The sequence below is a fragment of the Acinetobacter sp. Root1280 genome, from assembly GCF_001425285.1.
GTDB lineage: Bacteria > Pseudomonadota > Gammaproteobacteria > Pseudomonadales > Moraxellaceae > Acinetobacter > Acinetobacter guillouiae.
Window position 1 is genome coordinate 164,488 of record NZ_LMED01000001.1, and the last position, 15,042, is coordinate 179,529.

Here is a 15,042-nt window from a genome sequence, read left to right on the forward strand (position 1 = left end):
AGTGCGTTTTTTCAGCATTCAATGAAGATGTTGTGCAATATAACGTCAATGACTAAGTTTTTAGTTGTACAGATGAATTGAGCAATTAAAAAAGGCATTCAATTTTGAATGCCTTTTTGAGCTTATCTTTACTTTATAAAGATTAACGCATTTTTGCCAAGAAACGACTTAAGCGGTTCATTGCTTCACGTAATTCATTTTCTGCAGGAAGGAATACCACACGGAAATGATCAGGTGTAGGCCAGTTAAAACCTGTTCCTTGAACCAGTAAAACTTTTTCAGCTTTGAGGAAATCTAACATGAATTTTTCATCATCTTCAATTGGATAGATTTCAGGATCCAGCCTAGGGAAACAATACATTGCACCTTCTGGTTTTACGCACGACACGCCAGGAATATCGTTAAGCATTTCCCAAGCAATATTGCGTTGTTCATATAAACGACCACCTGGGCGGATCAAATCATTAATTGATTGATAGCCACCTAAAGCGGTTTGAATCGCATATTGGGCTTGGTGGTTGGCACATAAACGCATAGAGGCAAGCATGTCCAAGCCTTCAATGTAATCCATTGCACGAGACTTATCGCCCGTAATCGCCATCCAACCAGAACGGTAACCTGCAATACGATAGGCTTTAGATAAACCATTAAAAGAAACACATAAATGGTTTCCTGCTAATGCTGCAACAGAGACATGTTCGATACCGTCATACACAATTTTGTCGTAAATTTCATCTGCAAATAAAATTAGATCATGTTTTTTTGCTAATGCGACGATCTGTTCTAAAACATGGCGCGGATAGACTGAACCCGTTGGATTATTTGGGTTAATCACCACAATACCACGAGTATTTGGGGTAATTTTACTTTCCATATCCGCCATATCAGGATACCAATAGTTTTGGTCATCACATTTATAGTGAATCGCTGTACCACCTGATAGATTTACGGCTGCCGTCCATAATGGGTAATCCGGCATTGGAACCAGCATTTCATCGCCATCATCCAATAAACCTTGCATCGCCATAACGATCAGTTCAGATACACCATTCCCGATATACACATCTTTAACATGTAAATCCAAGATACCTTTTTGCTGATAATACTGACAGATGGCTTTACGCGCAGGAAAGATTCCTTTTGAATCTGTATAACCGACAGCATTAGGCAAATTTAAAGCCACATCATTGATAATTTCTTGCGGGGCTTCAAAGCCGAACGGGGCGGGGTTACCGATATTTAATTTAATAATTTTATGACCGGCTTCTTCCATCTCATTGGCCGCTCGTAACACTGGTCCACGAATGTCGTAGCAAACATGCTCTAGCTTTGACGATTTCTTGATTTCACGTGGGGTTGTGTTACCTAAAACGGACATAATTTTATCCAATTATTTTGAGTTAAAAAAATAGATTACTGAAATATCACAATCTATGTTGAAATTTAGCTAGAAATTTTCCAAGCTCTAGCGTAAATATGGAAGTACTGAAGCATGACATTGAATGTCAAAGATTTAAAGGAGTTTAATGATGGGAAAACTCAATAAAACAGACCGAGAATGGCAAAGAGAGTTATCACCAGAGGAATTTAAAATCACTCGACAAAAGGGCACAGAAGCTGCCTTTACTGGAAAGTATTGGAATTCCAAGCAGCATGGAACCTATGTATGTCGATGTTGTGGGGAAGAATTATTCTCTTCAGAAACCAAATATGACAGTGGTTGTGGTTGGCCGAGCTTTTTTAAACCAATCAATAATACTGTTATAGAAGAACAAGATGATCATTCGCATGGTATGGAACGTGTAGAAATTATATGCCATCATTGCGACGCTCATTTGGGGCATGTATTTGAAGATGGACCACAACCAACGGGCTTACGCTACTGCGTAAATTCCGCTTCTTTAGAATTAAAATCACAAGAAAAAGGCGACGAGGAAACGTATCCATGACCAACATTTATCAGTTTGAGGCTGAGCTGTTAGAGGGTGAAAATAAATCTTTTTCTGATTATGAAGGAAAAGTTTTATTGATTGTAAATACTGCAAGTAAATGTGGCTTTACCCCACAATTTGCAGGATTAGAAAAGGTTTACGAGAAATATAAAGACCAAGGTCTTGAAGTTCTAGGATTTCCTTGTAACCAGTTCGGTGGACAAGACCCCGGTACAAATGAGCAAATCGGCACTTATTGCCAACGCAATTATGGTGTTTCTTTTCCAATGTTCGCTAAAGTGAATGTAAAAGGACCTGAAGCGCATGTGATATTCCGTTATTTAACCAATAACAGTAAGGGCATACTCGGCAGTGGCATTAAGTGGAATTTCACCAAATTCTTAATAAATAAGAAAGGTGAAGTGATTAACCGCTATGCACCAACCACGAAGCCTGAGGATATAGAACACGATATTGAAAAAGCTTTAGCAGAATAACCTGTTGTACAGACCAAAATAAGACTGAGGATATGATGCAATTAGACACTGCAGTTGAATTTTGGACTGATCCGCAAATGCCCTATGTCGAAACACGTAGGGCATGTCAAAGCCGTATTTGCTATAGATCACATAGCCATCCGACCTTTTCGATTGGTGCTGTGGATTGTGGAATAAGTCGCTTTAGTAGCTATTTTGCCAGCGAAGAGCAAATTCAAACAGGAAGCGTAGTAATCATTCCTGCTGAGGTGGAACACGCATGTAATCCACTGGAAAATCAAGCATGGAGTTATCAAATGATGCATCTAGATGCACATTGGATTGCTCAACTTTTTTCAGAATTAGTCAAAGATATTGAGCAGCTTTATCCCCATCATATTCCGTTGCTAAAACCACAAATTTTAACAAACCCACATATATACCAAGCATTTACGCAGTTAAATCAGCTGTTATTTGATCCAACCATATCGATTTTATTCAAACAACAACAATTAATTGAAGTCCTGAGTGAAATATTATTGCCCAATTTTGAATTTACGTTATTAAAGCAGTCTGATTATTTTCAAAAGCATTTGGGTGCAATGATTGATGATATGAATCACACTAAACAGATGCTTTCTTTAGAAGATCTCAGTCAAAGTCTAGGGATTAGTCGTTATGCCATTATTCGCTTGTTTAAAAATAATTTTGGCTTAACACCACATGCGTATCAATTAAATCAAAAAATAAATATAGCCAGAAAGCGTTTGAAGTCTGGAGAAGCAATTATTCAAGTTGCACATGATTTGGGATTTACAGACCAAAGTCATTTTCATCATGTGTTTAAATCGCATACTGGAATCACACCGAAGCAGTTTCAAGCTCAGTTTGTCATGCTCTAACTGCGCAATTATCTACAAGATAATAGGTTCTAAAAATATTTAAGCTTATCTAAATATTTTTTGGATCGAGTAATGCAACTGTTCATTATTGTGATTGTCACCCATTTCATTGCTTTGCTTTCACCGGGCCCTGATTTTTTTCTTATTTTAACTTCGTTGTTTCGAAATGGACCACATGCAGCGACGGCTGTTTGCTTAGGGATCGTCTTGGGAAATGTTGCCGTGATTGGTCTTATTTTGAGCTCATTGTTTTTTCTTGGCAAACTCGATGATGAAATTTTAAAGCTGGTAAAATGGGGCTGTATTGCTTATTTAAGTTATTTGTCTTATCGGTGTTTCATATTTGCACAACAAGCTAAGCTAATAGGGGATTATCATCTAGAACACCAAAATAAACCAACCTTTGCATGGATGAAATATGTCTTACTGGGGGTACAGTCGAGTTTATTAAATCCTAAAAATATTCTGTTTTATAGCAGTATTATTATGGCAATTTATCAACACTATAATGTTGTTCAACTGACTTTAACCTGTCTGTGGATGGTGAGTGTAGTTTTGATCTGGAACTTGTTTTTGGTGCGATTGATGACTCAAAATAAAGCTATGCATTGGTTTAAAACCAAAATCAAATATATTTATTATCTTTCATCCTTTTGCTTTGGCTTATTTGCTGCGGCTTTGTTGTTGAATTAATCAAATAAAATTAGCTCAAATAAAAACATGCCTATCTAATAAAGATCTAGATAGGCATTCTCTTTTACATTATGTTGTCATCTGATTCAATTTTAAAAATCAAGAATGAGATACGCTTGCTTCGTTCGATTTATTGGCTTTATTGCGTTTGAATAACATGTTGTGAATATCATCAATAAATGTATATACAACAGGAATAACCAATAACGATAAGAAGGTACTGGTAATCAGTCCACCAATTACAGAAATTGCCATCGGTGCTCTAAAACTTGGATCTGTACCAATCCCCAATGCGATTGGCAACATGCCTGCACCCATCGCCAAAGTGGTCATAATAATGGGGCGTGCACGCTTATGGCAGGCATCCAATACCGCATTCATACGCGAATACTGCCGTTCATTGCGGGCGATAATTGCATAATCGACCAAAAGAATCGAGTTTTTACTGGCAATTCCCATCAACATGATTAAGCCAATCAAACTTGGCATCGAAAAACTACTTTTTGCTAAAAGCAGTAGCACAAACGCACCACCCAGTGCCAAAGGCAATGCCACTAAAATGGTGATCGGTTGTAAGAAGTCTTTAAACAGGAGCACTAAAACCACATAGATACACAATACGCCTGTTAGCATAGCTAAACCAAAGCTTGCAAAGAGCTGTTCCATCACATCGGCATCACCCAGATTGGTACGTTTTACTGTCGGAGGTAAGTTTTTGATGGTTGGAAGTTTATCTACAGCAGCCGCAACATCGCCTAAAGGCTGATCATTGAGCTCAATATTAAAGTTGATGTTACGTAAACGGTTAAAACGGTCAATTTGTGAAGGACCACTTTCAATATTAACTTGTGCAATGGTGCCTAACATCACTGGACCTTTACTACCAGTAATCATCAAGCGTTTAATCAGATCTTGATCTTGACGTGCAGACAGGGGCAGTTTGATGACAATTGGAATTTGTCGTTGCGAAAGGTTTAATTTTGCCAAGTTCTGATCAAAATCTCCCGCCGTGGCAATACGCACAGTTTCAGCGATATTTTGTGTGGTAATGCCTAAATCCGCAGCTTTTGCAAAGTCAGGGCGAATCACCAATTCAGGGCGAATCAATGCTGCGCTTGAGGTAATACTACCAATATTTGGAATAGTACGGATTTCTCGTTCTACTTGACGTGCTGTCGTGATTAGTACATCAGGGTCATCACCTGACAGCGCAATTTGGTATTGGCTGTTATTGCCTGCAATACCGACTTGAATTCGTGCACCAGGCAGTGGAGCTAAACGTTGGCGTAAGTCATTTTCAATTTTTTGCAAACTCGCAGCGCGGTCTGAACGTGCTGTGACTTGAATGGTTAAGGTTGCTTTTCTTGGTTCACTTGATGCACCACCCGCAAAAGGATCTGTACCTGCTGAACCACCACCAATCGTGGTATAGACACTTTTAATTTCAGGATGATCTTTAATTAAACTACGGGCGTATTCTGCTGCTTTTAAGGTGTCTGGAAATTGTGAACCTGGTGGAAGCTCTACACGCACTTGGGTCTGCCCAGTGTCAGGTGGTGGAACAAAGCCCGTAGGGAGTAAAGGGATGAGCATGAGAGACGCAATAAAAAATATGATGGCACTGCTTAAGGTGATCCAACGATGATTTAAACACCACGTGACCATCCGCATATATGCGCGCATCACCCGACCATCTTTGGCACGATCATGTTGAAGTTCAAGATCACCATGATCTTTGATTGGTTGGCTTTGATCATCTAATACTTGATTGTCATGATGACTTTCAACTTTACCAACCCAAGGTTTAAGAATATAGGCTGACATCATAGGCGTCAGTAAGCGTGCCACCAAGAGTGAGGCAAAAATAGCCAAAGCCGCTGTCCAGCCAAATTGCACAAAGAATTTACCTGCAATACCACTCATAAAGGCAGTGGGTAAGAACACTGCAATCAAGGTGAAAGTGGTGGCAATCACGGCTAAACCAATTTCATCGGCTGCCTCCATGGCCGCTTCATAAGGTGTTTTCCCCATTCGAAGATGCCGGATGATATTTTCAATTTCTACAATGGCATCATCAACCAGTATTCCCACAACCAACGACATGGCTAACAGTGTGACAATATTTAAAGTAAAACCTAAGTAATACATGCCAATTAGGGCAGGTAGAATGGACAAAGGCAGGGCAGTAGCCGCAATGATCGTGGCACGCCAATCTCGTAAAAATAACCAAACCACCAAGATTGCAAGAAGTGCGCCTTCATACAGCAAGGACATTGAGCCTTTATAGTTATCAACCACAGGATTTACAAAGTTAAATGCTTCAGTGATTTTAATATCAGGATGCGCCGCTTTTAATGTTTCAAGTGCCTCTTTTACTCCGATTTCAACATCAACTTCACTTGCACCTTTACTGCGGGTAATTTCAAAGCCAATCACAGGGTGGCCATTTAACAGTGCAGCAGAACGTCGTTCAGCAATGCCGTCGCGAATGTTGGCAACTTGATCCAGCCGAATATGGCGACCATCACTCAAGGCAATATCCATTGCTGCAATTTCAGCAGCAGTTTTTACTGTGGCAATGGTACGAATAGACTGTTCACTGCCGCCTATTTTGGTTTGTCCGCCAGATGCATCTTGTTGAACAAGGCGTAATTGTCGGGTGATGTCTGTTGCTGTGGCATTTAATGCTAAGAGTTTTTCAGGATCTAATTCAACATCAACTTGACGCGTGACGCCGCCTACACGAGAAACCGCACCAACGCCTTTGACTTTTAACATTGCACGTGCAACATCGTAATCCACAAACCAAGACAATGCTTCCTCATCCATACGAGGGGACTGAATGGTATAGGTGAGAATCGGTGAACCTGAAAGATTGATTTTACTGACAATTGGATCACGAAGATCCGCAGGTAAATCTGAACGTACTTGTGAAACCGCGTTACGGACATCATCAACAGCTTCTTGCAGTGGTTTTTCCAGTTGAAACTCTGCGGTTACGGTGACTACACCATCTTGGATATTGGTATATTGATTTTTAAGTCCCTGTAAAGTTGCAATCGAGTTCTCAATTTTACGTGCAACTTCTGTTTCCAGTTGCGGTGGTGCTGCACCGGGTAAAGCCGCTGTGACCGTGACCATTGGTAATTCAATATCGGGAAATTGTTGTATTTTCATCCAATGAAAACACATCAAACCCGCTAAACCAAGCATGATAAAAAGCAAGATACCGGGAATCGGATTTTTAATCGACCAAGCGGAGAAATTCATGTTATTTCTCCTGCGTGCTAACGAGTTGTTTGGTCAATGGTGTATCTGGAATCGCTTGACCACGTTTGATTAAATCACCATCTGACAAGAATCCTGTTCCAGAGGCAACCAGTTGAGTGTTTGCTGCTAAATCAACAATTTCAACACGATCATTTAAACGTCGACCAAGTGTGACTTTCTGTTGAGTTACTCGATTATCTTTATTGACAATAAACACATAAGAGAAACCATCACGTAAGAGTACTGCGGTTTGAGGCACTGTTAGTGCTGGCTTTTCGCCTAGATCAAACTCACCTTTGACAAACATACCCATACGAACAGCATCAGTGGTAGGTATATCCACATAGACCAAGCCATAACGTGTTTGCGGGTCAATGACTGGTGCAATCATCCGAACGCTACCTGAAACGGCTGAACGGCTAGGATCAGGTGAGATGATATGCGCTGTCATGCCTTTTTTAAGTTTATATAAGTCTGTCGAGGTTACTTCGGCACGCCATTCCAAACGGTTATCACGGATCAAGCGGAACAGTTCTTGTCCCGTTTGTGCCAATGAGCCAACTGTTGCTGTACGTGCTGAAATAACCCCATGATCGGGTGCAATCACTTGGGTTTGTGTTAAACGAAGCTGATTACTGTCAATTTGGGCTTTAGCAGCATCTAAACGGGCTTGTGCTGTACTTTGAGAAGTCAGGTATTTTGTCGCTTCTTGTTGTGAAATTGCACCAGTATTTTTGAGTTGTTGAATACGTTGATTATTGATACTGGCATCAGCTAGCACAGCTTTCGCTTCTGCATAATTGGCCTTTGCTGTCGCTAATTCAGCACGAATACTTTCACTGTTAATTTCAGCCAAAACTTGCCCACGTTGTACGCTATCTCCAACGTTGACATTGACTTTGGTAATTCGTTGCCCCGAAAGTTCACTGCCAATCACCACTTCTTGCCATGCAGCAATATTGCCATTGGCTGTAAAGTTTTGCTTCCAGTTTTGCAGTTCGGGTTGCATCACCGTTACAGTCAGTGCTGGTTTTGCACTAGAAGCGGATGTTGCTGCATTTTCTGGAGAAGGCTGTTTTTTATTTGAAGATTTCCATCCAATAAAAGCCACGATTAGCACAATAAAAATAATTGCAATAATGATCCCGAGTTTTGAGTTTATGCGCTTTTTTTTCATTGGGTCATGCGATTTCATTTTAGTTTTTTAAATGAGTAGAGATAAGTTGAGTATCTCTAAAGGCTCTATGTTTGGTCAAGTTGCAATACAGCGCTTAATGTGATTTTTTGAAAGTTAAGCAGTTAAATTTTGCTATAGAGAGGCCGTTGAAGTTAGTGATATTTGTTGTTTTATGGCCTTGATTATTAGATGGCTTGAGTGGTTAAAATTATTTATATGTTTTTAATATAGAAACCATCAAGATCAGCATAATTTTGTATAAAAACTACAAGACCATTCACAATTTATAATATTTTTTAATAAATAAATACCATGAGATCTTGCTTTTTTATTTAAAAAATCACGCTTACAAAATGAGAAAGTAAGTTTAAGTAAGAGTGATTATCATTTAATATGGCGGCTTAATTTAGATGACTGTTTTAGAGCCTCCTATGCGAAAAATTAAACCCTTAATTGTGATGATGGCAGTGGCGACAAGTGCTGCAATTGCTCATGCTGAACAACAAGATGCTTCATTGTCTCAGTCGAGCAATGGTAATGCAAAACAACTGAGTACGATTACAGTAGTCGCGAGTGCAGATGCATCAGCAGAGGGTTTAATGCCAGCATTTGCTGGAGGACAGGTGGCTTCTGGTGGTAAAGTTGGGATATTTGGCAATCAGAAAAATATAGATACACCGTTTAATCTAACCAGCTATACCAATCAATATATTCAAGAGCGACAAGCAAAAAGTGTTGGGGATGTTTTAAAAGCGGATCCAAGTGTTCGTGTCGGACGCGGTTTTGGTAATTTCCAAGAAAATTATTATATTCGTGGCTTTAACTTGGGCTCAGACGACACAGCCTATAATGGCTTATATTCAATTTTACCACGTCAGTATATTCCTGCAGAGCTGTTTGAACGTGTTGAAGTATTAAAAGGGGCATCCTCATTTTTAAATGGAGCAATGCCAAGTAATGGTGGGATTGGTGGTGCAATTAACTTATTGCCGAAACGTGCAAGTAACGAACCACTTAATCGTGTCACAGTAGGTACGGACTTTAATGGCGGTTATATTGCCAATGATATTTCTCGCCGTTTTGGTGAAGATCAACAATTCGGCGTACGAGTAAACACAGCATATCATGGCGGTGATACTGCTGTTGATAATGAAGAAGCATCTTTAGGCTTAGCTTCTATAGGTTTGGATTACCGTGGTGATCGTTTACGTCTTTCTGGAGATATGGGTTATGTGAATAATCGTTTAAAAGCGACTCGTCCAAACGTGACTTTAGGCGCGGGTATTACCGAGATTCCGAAAGCAATTGATGGCTCAGATAACTTTGCACAAAAATGGACGTATTCAAATGAAGAGGATATCTTCGGAAGTTATCGTGCTGAATATGATTTAGCAGATAATTTAACAGCTTATGCTGCTTATGGTTTTCGACATGGCGAAGAGCAAAACAGTTTAGCAAATATGACATTGACCAATCAGACAACAGGCGCGGGAACCATTTATCGATTTGACAATGCGCGTGTAGATATGGTCAATACTGGTGAAGTTGGTGTGCGTAGTAAAGTAAACACAGGTTCAATTGAACATAATTTAGTGCTATCTGCATCGGCATTTCAACAGAACACCCGCAATGCTTATGTGATGGACTATAAAAATACATTAGCCAACAATATCTATAATCCAATCCAGTATGATCAACCTGCTTATTCACAAAATGCGTTGTTTGGGAATAACTTAGATACACCTAAATTAACGACTCGGACGCGTTTAAGAAGTATTGCCATTGGCGATAACCTCAAAGCTTTAGATGATAAATTAACAGTCATGCTCGGTGGACGTTATCAAACCATCATGCAAGAAAACTATAATTATGGAACTTCAACTAAATCAGGTGAGTATGATGAAAGTAAGTTTACCCCTGCTTTGGGTCTAAGTTATAAAATTCTGCCTGAAGTTTCAGTTTATGCAAATTATATTGAATCTTTAGCTAAAGGTTTGAGTAATACCAATTCAACGACGAAAGAAACCACAACACTCAAACCATTCGTTGCTAAACAAAAAGAAATTGGTGCCAAATATGAAAATGATCAGTTTGGTGCAAGCCTAAGTTTGTTTGATATCGATAAGCAGCGCGCAGTACTTGAAAACAGTATTTTTAGTGATGCGGGTAAATATGTACATCGTGGTGTTGAACTCAATACTTTTGGTCAATTGACGGATTCTTTAAAAGTGTTAGGTGGTGCAACTTGGATTGATGCAAAGCAAAAAAATACAGGAAATGTTAACTACGATAATAAAAAGGAAGTGGGTGTTGCAGAATTTCAAGCAAATGTTGGTGCTGATTGGAAATTGCCAACAGTTCACGATGTGTCTTTAAATGCTCAAGTCACCTATACAGGTTCGACTTATGCGAGTTTAGACAACAAATTGAAAGTAGGTGATTGGACAACTTTAGATCTTGGTGCGACATATAAAACTCAGTTGGGGCAAACACCGACAACTTTTAATTTCCGTGTAAATAATGTTTTCGATAAAAACTATTGGTCATCAGTTGGTCTATTTGACAACATCAACAGTACTTCTAACACCAATAACGGTTACTTGGTTGCTGGGCAACCTCGTACATTCATGTTAAGTGCTGCATTTGATTTTTAAATACCATAAAAAAATGCCCCAAATTTGGGGCATTTTTTATAACAGTATATTTTTATAAAATGGTTTTTAGACGTTGAATCACTTGCTCACATTGAGCAATATCTGCGACCAATGCCATACGGACATGACCTTCACCAGGATTGCCTTGTTCAGTATCACGAGACAAATAACGCCCCGGTAAAACTTTAATGTTGGCTTTTTCCATTAACATTTTGGCAAAGTTTTCATCATGATCGACTTTTAACCAATAATAGAAGCCTGCATCAGGCTTTTGTAATGGTAAAAGATGACCGAGTTCATTTTGGAACAAATCAAATTTGGCACGATACAGTCTGCGATTTTCTTCAACATGTGTTTCATCGTTCCAAGCAACAATTGAAGCCAATTGATGTTGGACTGGCATTGCAGCGCCGTGATAAGTGCGGAATTTTAAATAAGGTTTAAGTAAGTTTGCATCCCCAGCAACAAAACCTGAGCGCATACCCGGTAGGTTTGAACGCTTAGACAGAGAATGGAATACGATACAATTTTTATAGTCGTCACGACCTAATTCAGCACAGACCTCCAATAAGCCGATCGGTGCTTCATCAAACCACAATTCTGAGTAACATTCATCAGACGCAATCACAAAGTCATATTGGTCAGAAAGTGCAATGAGCTTTTTAAATTGTGCTTTTGAAAGTACCGCACCAGTAGGATTTCCCGGCGTACAAACAAACAAAAGTGCAGTTTTTTCCCAAACTTCAGCAGGTACAGCATCAAAATCACCGAGGTAATTGTTGTCTTCGGTACAGTTGACAAAGTATGGCTTGGCACCAGCTAAAAGAGTCGCACCTTCATATATCTGATAGAACGGATTAGGCATTACCACATAAGGTGCGTCATCACGATTAATCAAGGCCTGTACAAAAGAGAAAATCCCTTCACGTGTACCTGTAACTGGAAGAACATGATCTTCGGCACTGATCGCATTCAGTTTAAAACGACGGGTTAGCCACTGAGCAATACTTTCACGAAGTTCTGGTAAACCTTTACTGTTTGGATAAGTTGAAAGGTGCTGAAAATTATCAATGATCGCTTGCTTCACAAACTCAGGAGCAGGATGCTTTGGTTCTCCAATTGAAAGTGGGATCAAAGGTAAATCTGCAGGTTTTACATCCTGAAAAAGCTGGCTTAACTTTTCAAATGGATAAGGATGTAATAAAGACAAACTAGAGTTCATGAAACAATTACCACGATAGAAAGTAAGATTAATGTTGCCCACAGATTTGATTTGATGCTTCATCTAATGCCGCTTTTAATTTTGCGGTAAAGACTTCAGCCTCAGCTTCAGTGAGGGGGGTGCCATCTTTTTTGGTGACAAAGAAAATATCTTCTGCTTTTTCACCCAGCGTGGCGATTCTAGCAGAATGTATGTCTAAACCTTGCATCATAAATAAACCACCAACGCGTGCAAGTAAGCCCGGTTGGTCGAGGGTAGAGATTTCTACCATATTTTGCTGCAAAGCTTCGTTAAGTGTTACATCCACGGTATTTTCAATATCGAAGTGGCGAAGTTGACGTGGAATACGACGTTGCATCAAACCCGGATATTTATCTGATTCGCTTAAGGCTTTAATTAACGCCTGTTTGACTGTTTCTTCACGTTCAGGATCGGTTAATAAGGTACCGAAACGATCCAAGACTACATAAGTATCTAAACTAAAGGCTTTGGTTGCAGTGATAATCCGTGCATCTTGGACATCCAGATTCATACGATCCAAAATTGCCACTGTAGTGGCAAACAGATTGGGTTGGTCTTGAGTATAAATAAAGATCTGTACAGCATCTTGTGCTGCTTTACGGTGCGCACGCATGAGCACCAATGGTGCAGGGTTGTCGCCGTGTTGCAAAATGGCGCGAGTATGCCATGCAATTTCATCTGCGGATTCTTTAAGGAAGTATTCGTCCCCAAGCTCTTGCCAAACCTTTTCAACTTGATCGAGTGGAAACTCATCCACCAAGACTTCGCTTGCAGAGAATTTGGTATCTTCAATCAGCATTTGATAATCAACAGGTCGACCCAAACCAGAACGAATTACATCACGCGCATGGGTATAGAGTTGACGCATCAAAGAAGAGCGCCATGTATTCCAAAGTTTTGGATTGGTGGCATTGATATCGGCAACCGTCAGCGTATAGAGATAATCTAAATGCTCCATATCACCAAGCTTTTCAGCAAACTCTTTCACCACATCTGGGTCAGAAATATCTTTTTTCTGTGCGGTCATCGACATCAGTAAATGGTTTTGGATGAGCCAAGCAACCAGATTACATTCGCGCTCAGTAAACCCATGCGCAAGACAGAATTCAATTGCATCTTCAGCGCCAAGTTCACTGTGATCTCCACCACGGCCTTTGGCAATATCATGGAATAATGCAGCAAGGAATACGATGTCACGGCGGACTAAGCGTTGAAATACAGAACTGACAACAGGATAATCTTTGGCAAAGCCAGGTTCTTTAAAACGATTTAAATTACGAATTAACAGTAAGGTATGTGCATCGACGGTATAAATATGGAACAAGTCATATTGCATCAACCCCATGATTTGCCCAAAAGCAGGAATATAATTTCCTAATACACCATAACGCTTCATTGCCACCATGGTTTCATATAAACGATATGGAGAGCGGATGATCGCCATGAATAATGCTTGATGGGTCGGATTATCACGAAATGCTTGATCAATGCGTTTTGCTGCTAAAGTCAAAAGACGCAATGTACGTGCACGAATACCCTCGATTTCAGGGCGATTCGCCAAGATATAAAAAATCTCTAAAATAGCGCTTGGATTTTCGGAAAAGGTTTTATGTTGTTGAACGGCAAGCTTGCCATCAACCAATTTAAAATGTTCGTTAATATTTTCGATTTTACGTTCATAGTCGGGTAAGCGTGGGGTAATCACCGATTCATTAAAATAAGCCAATAACATTTCATTTAAGGTCGAAACCTGTTGCGCGGTACGATAATAACGCTTCATGAACTGTTCAATTGGATAATTTGGATGATGATCATCTTCTCGTGTATAGCCAAATTTAGCTGCAATATCACGTTGATAATCAAACAATAGGCGATTTTCATCACGTTTGGTTAAACGGTGTAAATGATGGCGGATTTCCCAAAGAAAGTTTTCAGCTTCTTCTAGGACGCCCAATTCAAATTCAGAAATAAAACCCAAATGAACCAAGTCGTAAATACGATTGACCCGAAAATGCCGTTTGGCAATCCAGCCAATTTGGTTAATGTCCCGAATACCACCGGGTGCGTTTTTAATATCGGGTTCTAAATTGCTTTCAGTATTGTTATGTTGCGCATAACGTTGTGCTTGTTCATCCATCTTGGCATCAAAGAAAGTCTTATCTGTCCAAGTTTGGGAAACGACACGACGAGGCCATCTTGCCAGATGTTGATTGCCAATAATTAATCGCGCTTCAATCAGCGAGGTTGCCACAGTGAGATCATTGGTGGCTTGTTCAAAACAACTTCGGATGGTACGTACACTGACACCCGGTTTAAAATTCCCCACATCCCAAAGTGTAGAAATAAATTGCGTCACTGTTTGTTCTTGTTCAGGAGAAAGATCTTCTTCTGAAAGAATCATGATGTCGACATCGGAATAGGGCAACATTTCGCGTCGCCCATAGCCACCAACAGCAAATAAACCGAGATCTGTTTGATCTAGCCCCGAATGCTTCCAGAGAAACATAAGGGCTTCATCTACCACATTTGAACGGGTACGGACAATTTCGCGTATTGTTGTACCATGATCATAGGCCTCATTTAACTGTTGCTCAACATCGCTACGCCATTGATTAATCGCTTTAATGTCATGTATATCAGTTACATATTCCAATAGAGGAGAGGTGTTGATCATGGATGTCTTGTCCGCAAATATA

10 protein-coding genes are annotated in these 15,042 nt (G+C 39.9%); 5 read left to right on the plus strand and 5 right to left on the minus strand.

Annotation, left to right across the window (positions count from 1 at the left end):
• Positions 1-142 precede the first annotated feature (142 nt).
• Positions 143-1,378 (minus strand): pyridoxal phosphate-dependent aminotransferase, encoded by a 1,236-nt coding sequence (locus ASC84_RS00770; protein WP_004720962.1) that lies wholly within the window; start codon positions 1,376-1,378, stop codon positions 143-145.
• A 151-nt stretch (positions 1,379-1,529) separates the two neighbouring features.
• Here ASC84_RS00770 and msrB point away from each other — a divergent pair, with 151 nt between their 5' ends.
• From msrB to ASC84_RS00790, 4 genes are all read left to right on the plus strand, one after another.
• A complete protein-coding gene (msrB, locus tag ASC84_RS00775) occupies positions 1,530-1,949 on the plus strand; it encodes a peptide-methionine (R)-S-oxide reductase MsrB (protein ID WP_004821128.1) in 420 nt (139 codons plus the stop codon).
• Entirely contained in the window at positions 1,946-2,428 is a 483-nt protein-coding gene (locus ASC84_RS00780; protein WP_056510724.1) for a glutathione peroxidase, read from the plus strand. The genes msrB and ASC84_RS00780 overlap by 4 nt, the downstream gene beginning before the upstream one ends.
• A gap of 35 nt (positions 2,429-2,463) precedes the next feature.
• Positions 2,464-3,309 carry an AraC family transcriptional regulator gene (locus ASC84_RS00785; RefSeq protein ID WP_056510727.1) on the plus strand — a complete coding sequence of 282 codons (846 nt, stop codon included), beginning with the start codon at positions 2,464-2,466 and terminating at the stop codon, positions 3,307-3,309.
• Between the two features lie 72 nt (positions 3,310-3,381).
• The gene (locus tag ASC84_RS00790) at positions 3,382-4,002 is read left to right on the plus strand and encodes a LysE family translocator (protein ID WP_056510731.1); all 621 of its coding nucleotides are present in this window, start codon (positions 3,382-3,384) and stop codon (positions 4,000-4,002) included.
• A gap of 99 nt (positions 4,003-4,101) precedes the next feature.
• On the opposite strand, the gene ASC84_RS00795 is transcribed toward ASC84_RS00790, so the two are convergent.
• Positions 4,102-7,272: an efflux RND transporter permease subunit gene (locus ASC84_RS00795; protein ID WP_056510732.1), complete on the minus strand. Its 3,171-nt coding sequence runs from the start codon at positions 7,270-7,272 to the stop codon at positions 4,102-4,104.
• 1 nt (position 7,273) lies between these two features.
• Entirely contained in the window at positions 7,274-8,467 is a 1,194-nt protein-coding gene (locus ASC84_RS00800) for an efflux RND transporter periplasmic adaptor subunit (protein ID WP_056510736.1), read from the minus strand.
• A 413-nt stretch (positions 8,468-8,880) separates the two neighbouring features.
• On the opposite strand from ASC84_RS00800, the gene ASC84_RS00805 reads away from it, so the two are divergent.
• Positions 8,881-11,103 carry a TonB-dependent siderophore receptor gene (locus ASC84_RS00805; RefSeq protein ID WP_056511862.1) on the plus strand — a complete coding sequence of 741 codons (2,223 nt, stop codon included), beginning with the start codon at positions 8,881-8,883 and terminating at the stop codon, positions 11,101-11,103.
• Positions 11,104-11,155: 52 nt separating this feature from the next.
• Here the strand turns inward: ASC84_RS00805 and dapC are convergent, their stop codons facing one another.
• Together dapC and glnD are read right to left on the minus strand one after the other, a co-directional pair.
• Positions 11,156-12,325, minus strand: a complete 1,170-nt coding sequence (gene dapC, locus ASC84_RS00810) for a succinyldiaminopimelate transaminase (protein ID WP_016539515.1) — start codon at positions 12,323-12,325, stop codon at positions 11,156-11,158.
• 28 nt (positions 12,326-12,353) lie between these two features.
• Complete coding sequence (glnD, locus tag ASC84_RS00815) at positions 12,354-15,020, minus strand: [protein-PII] uridylyltransferase (protein WP_056510738.1); 2,667 nt, start codon at positions 15,018-15,020, stop codon at positions 12,354-12,356.
• Between the last annotated feature and the right edge of the window lie 22 nt (positions 15,021-15,042).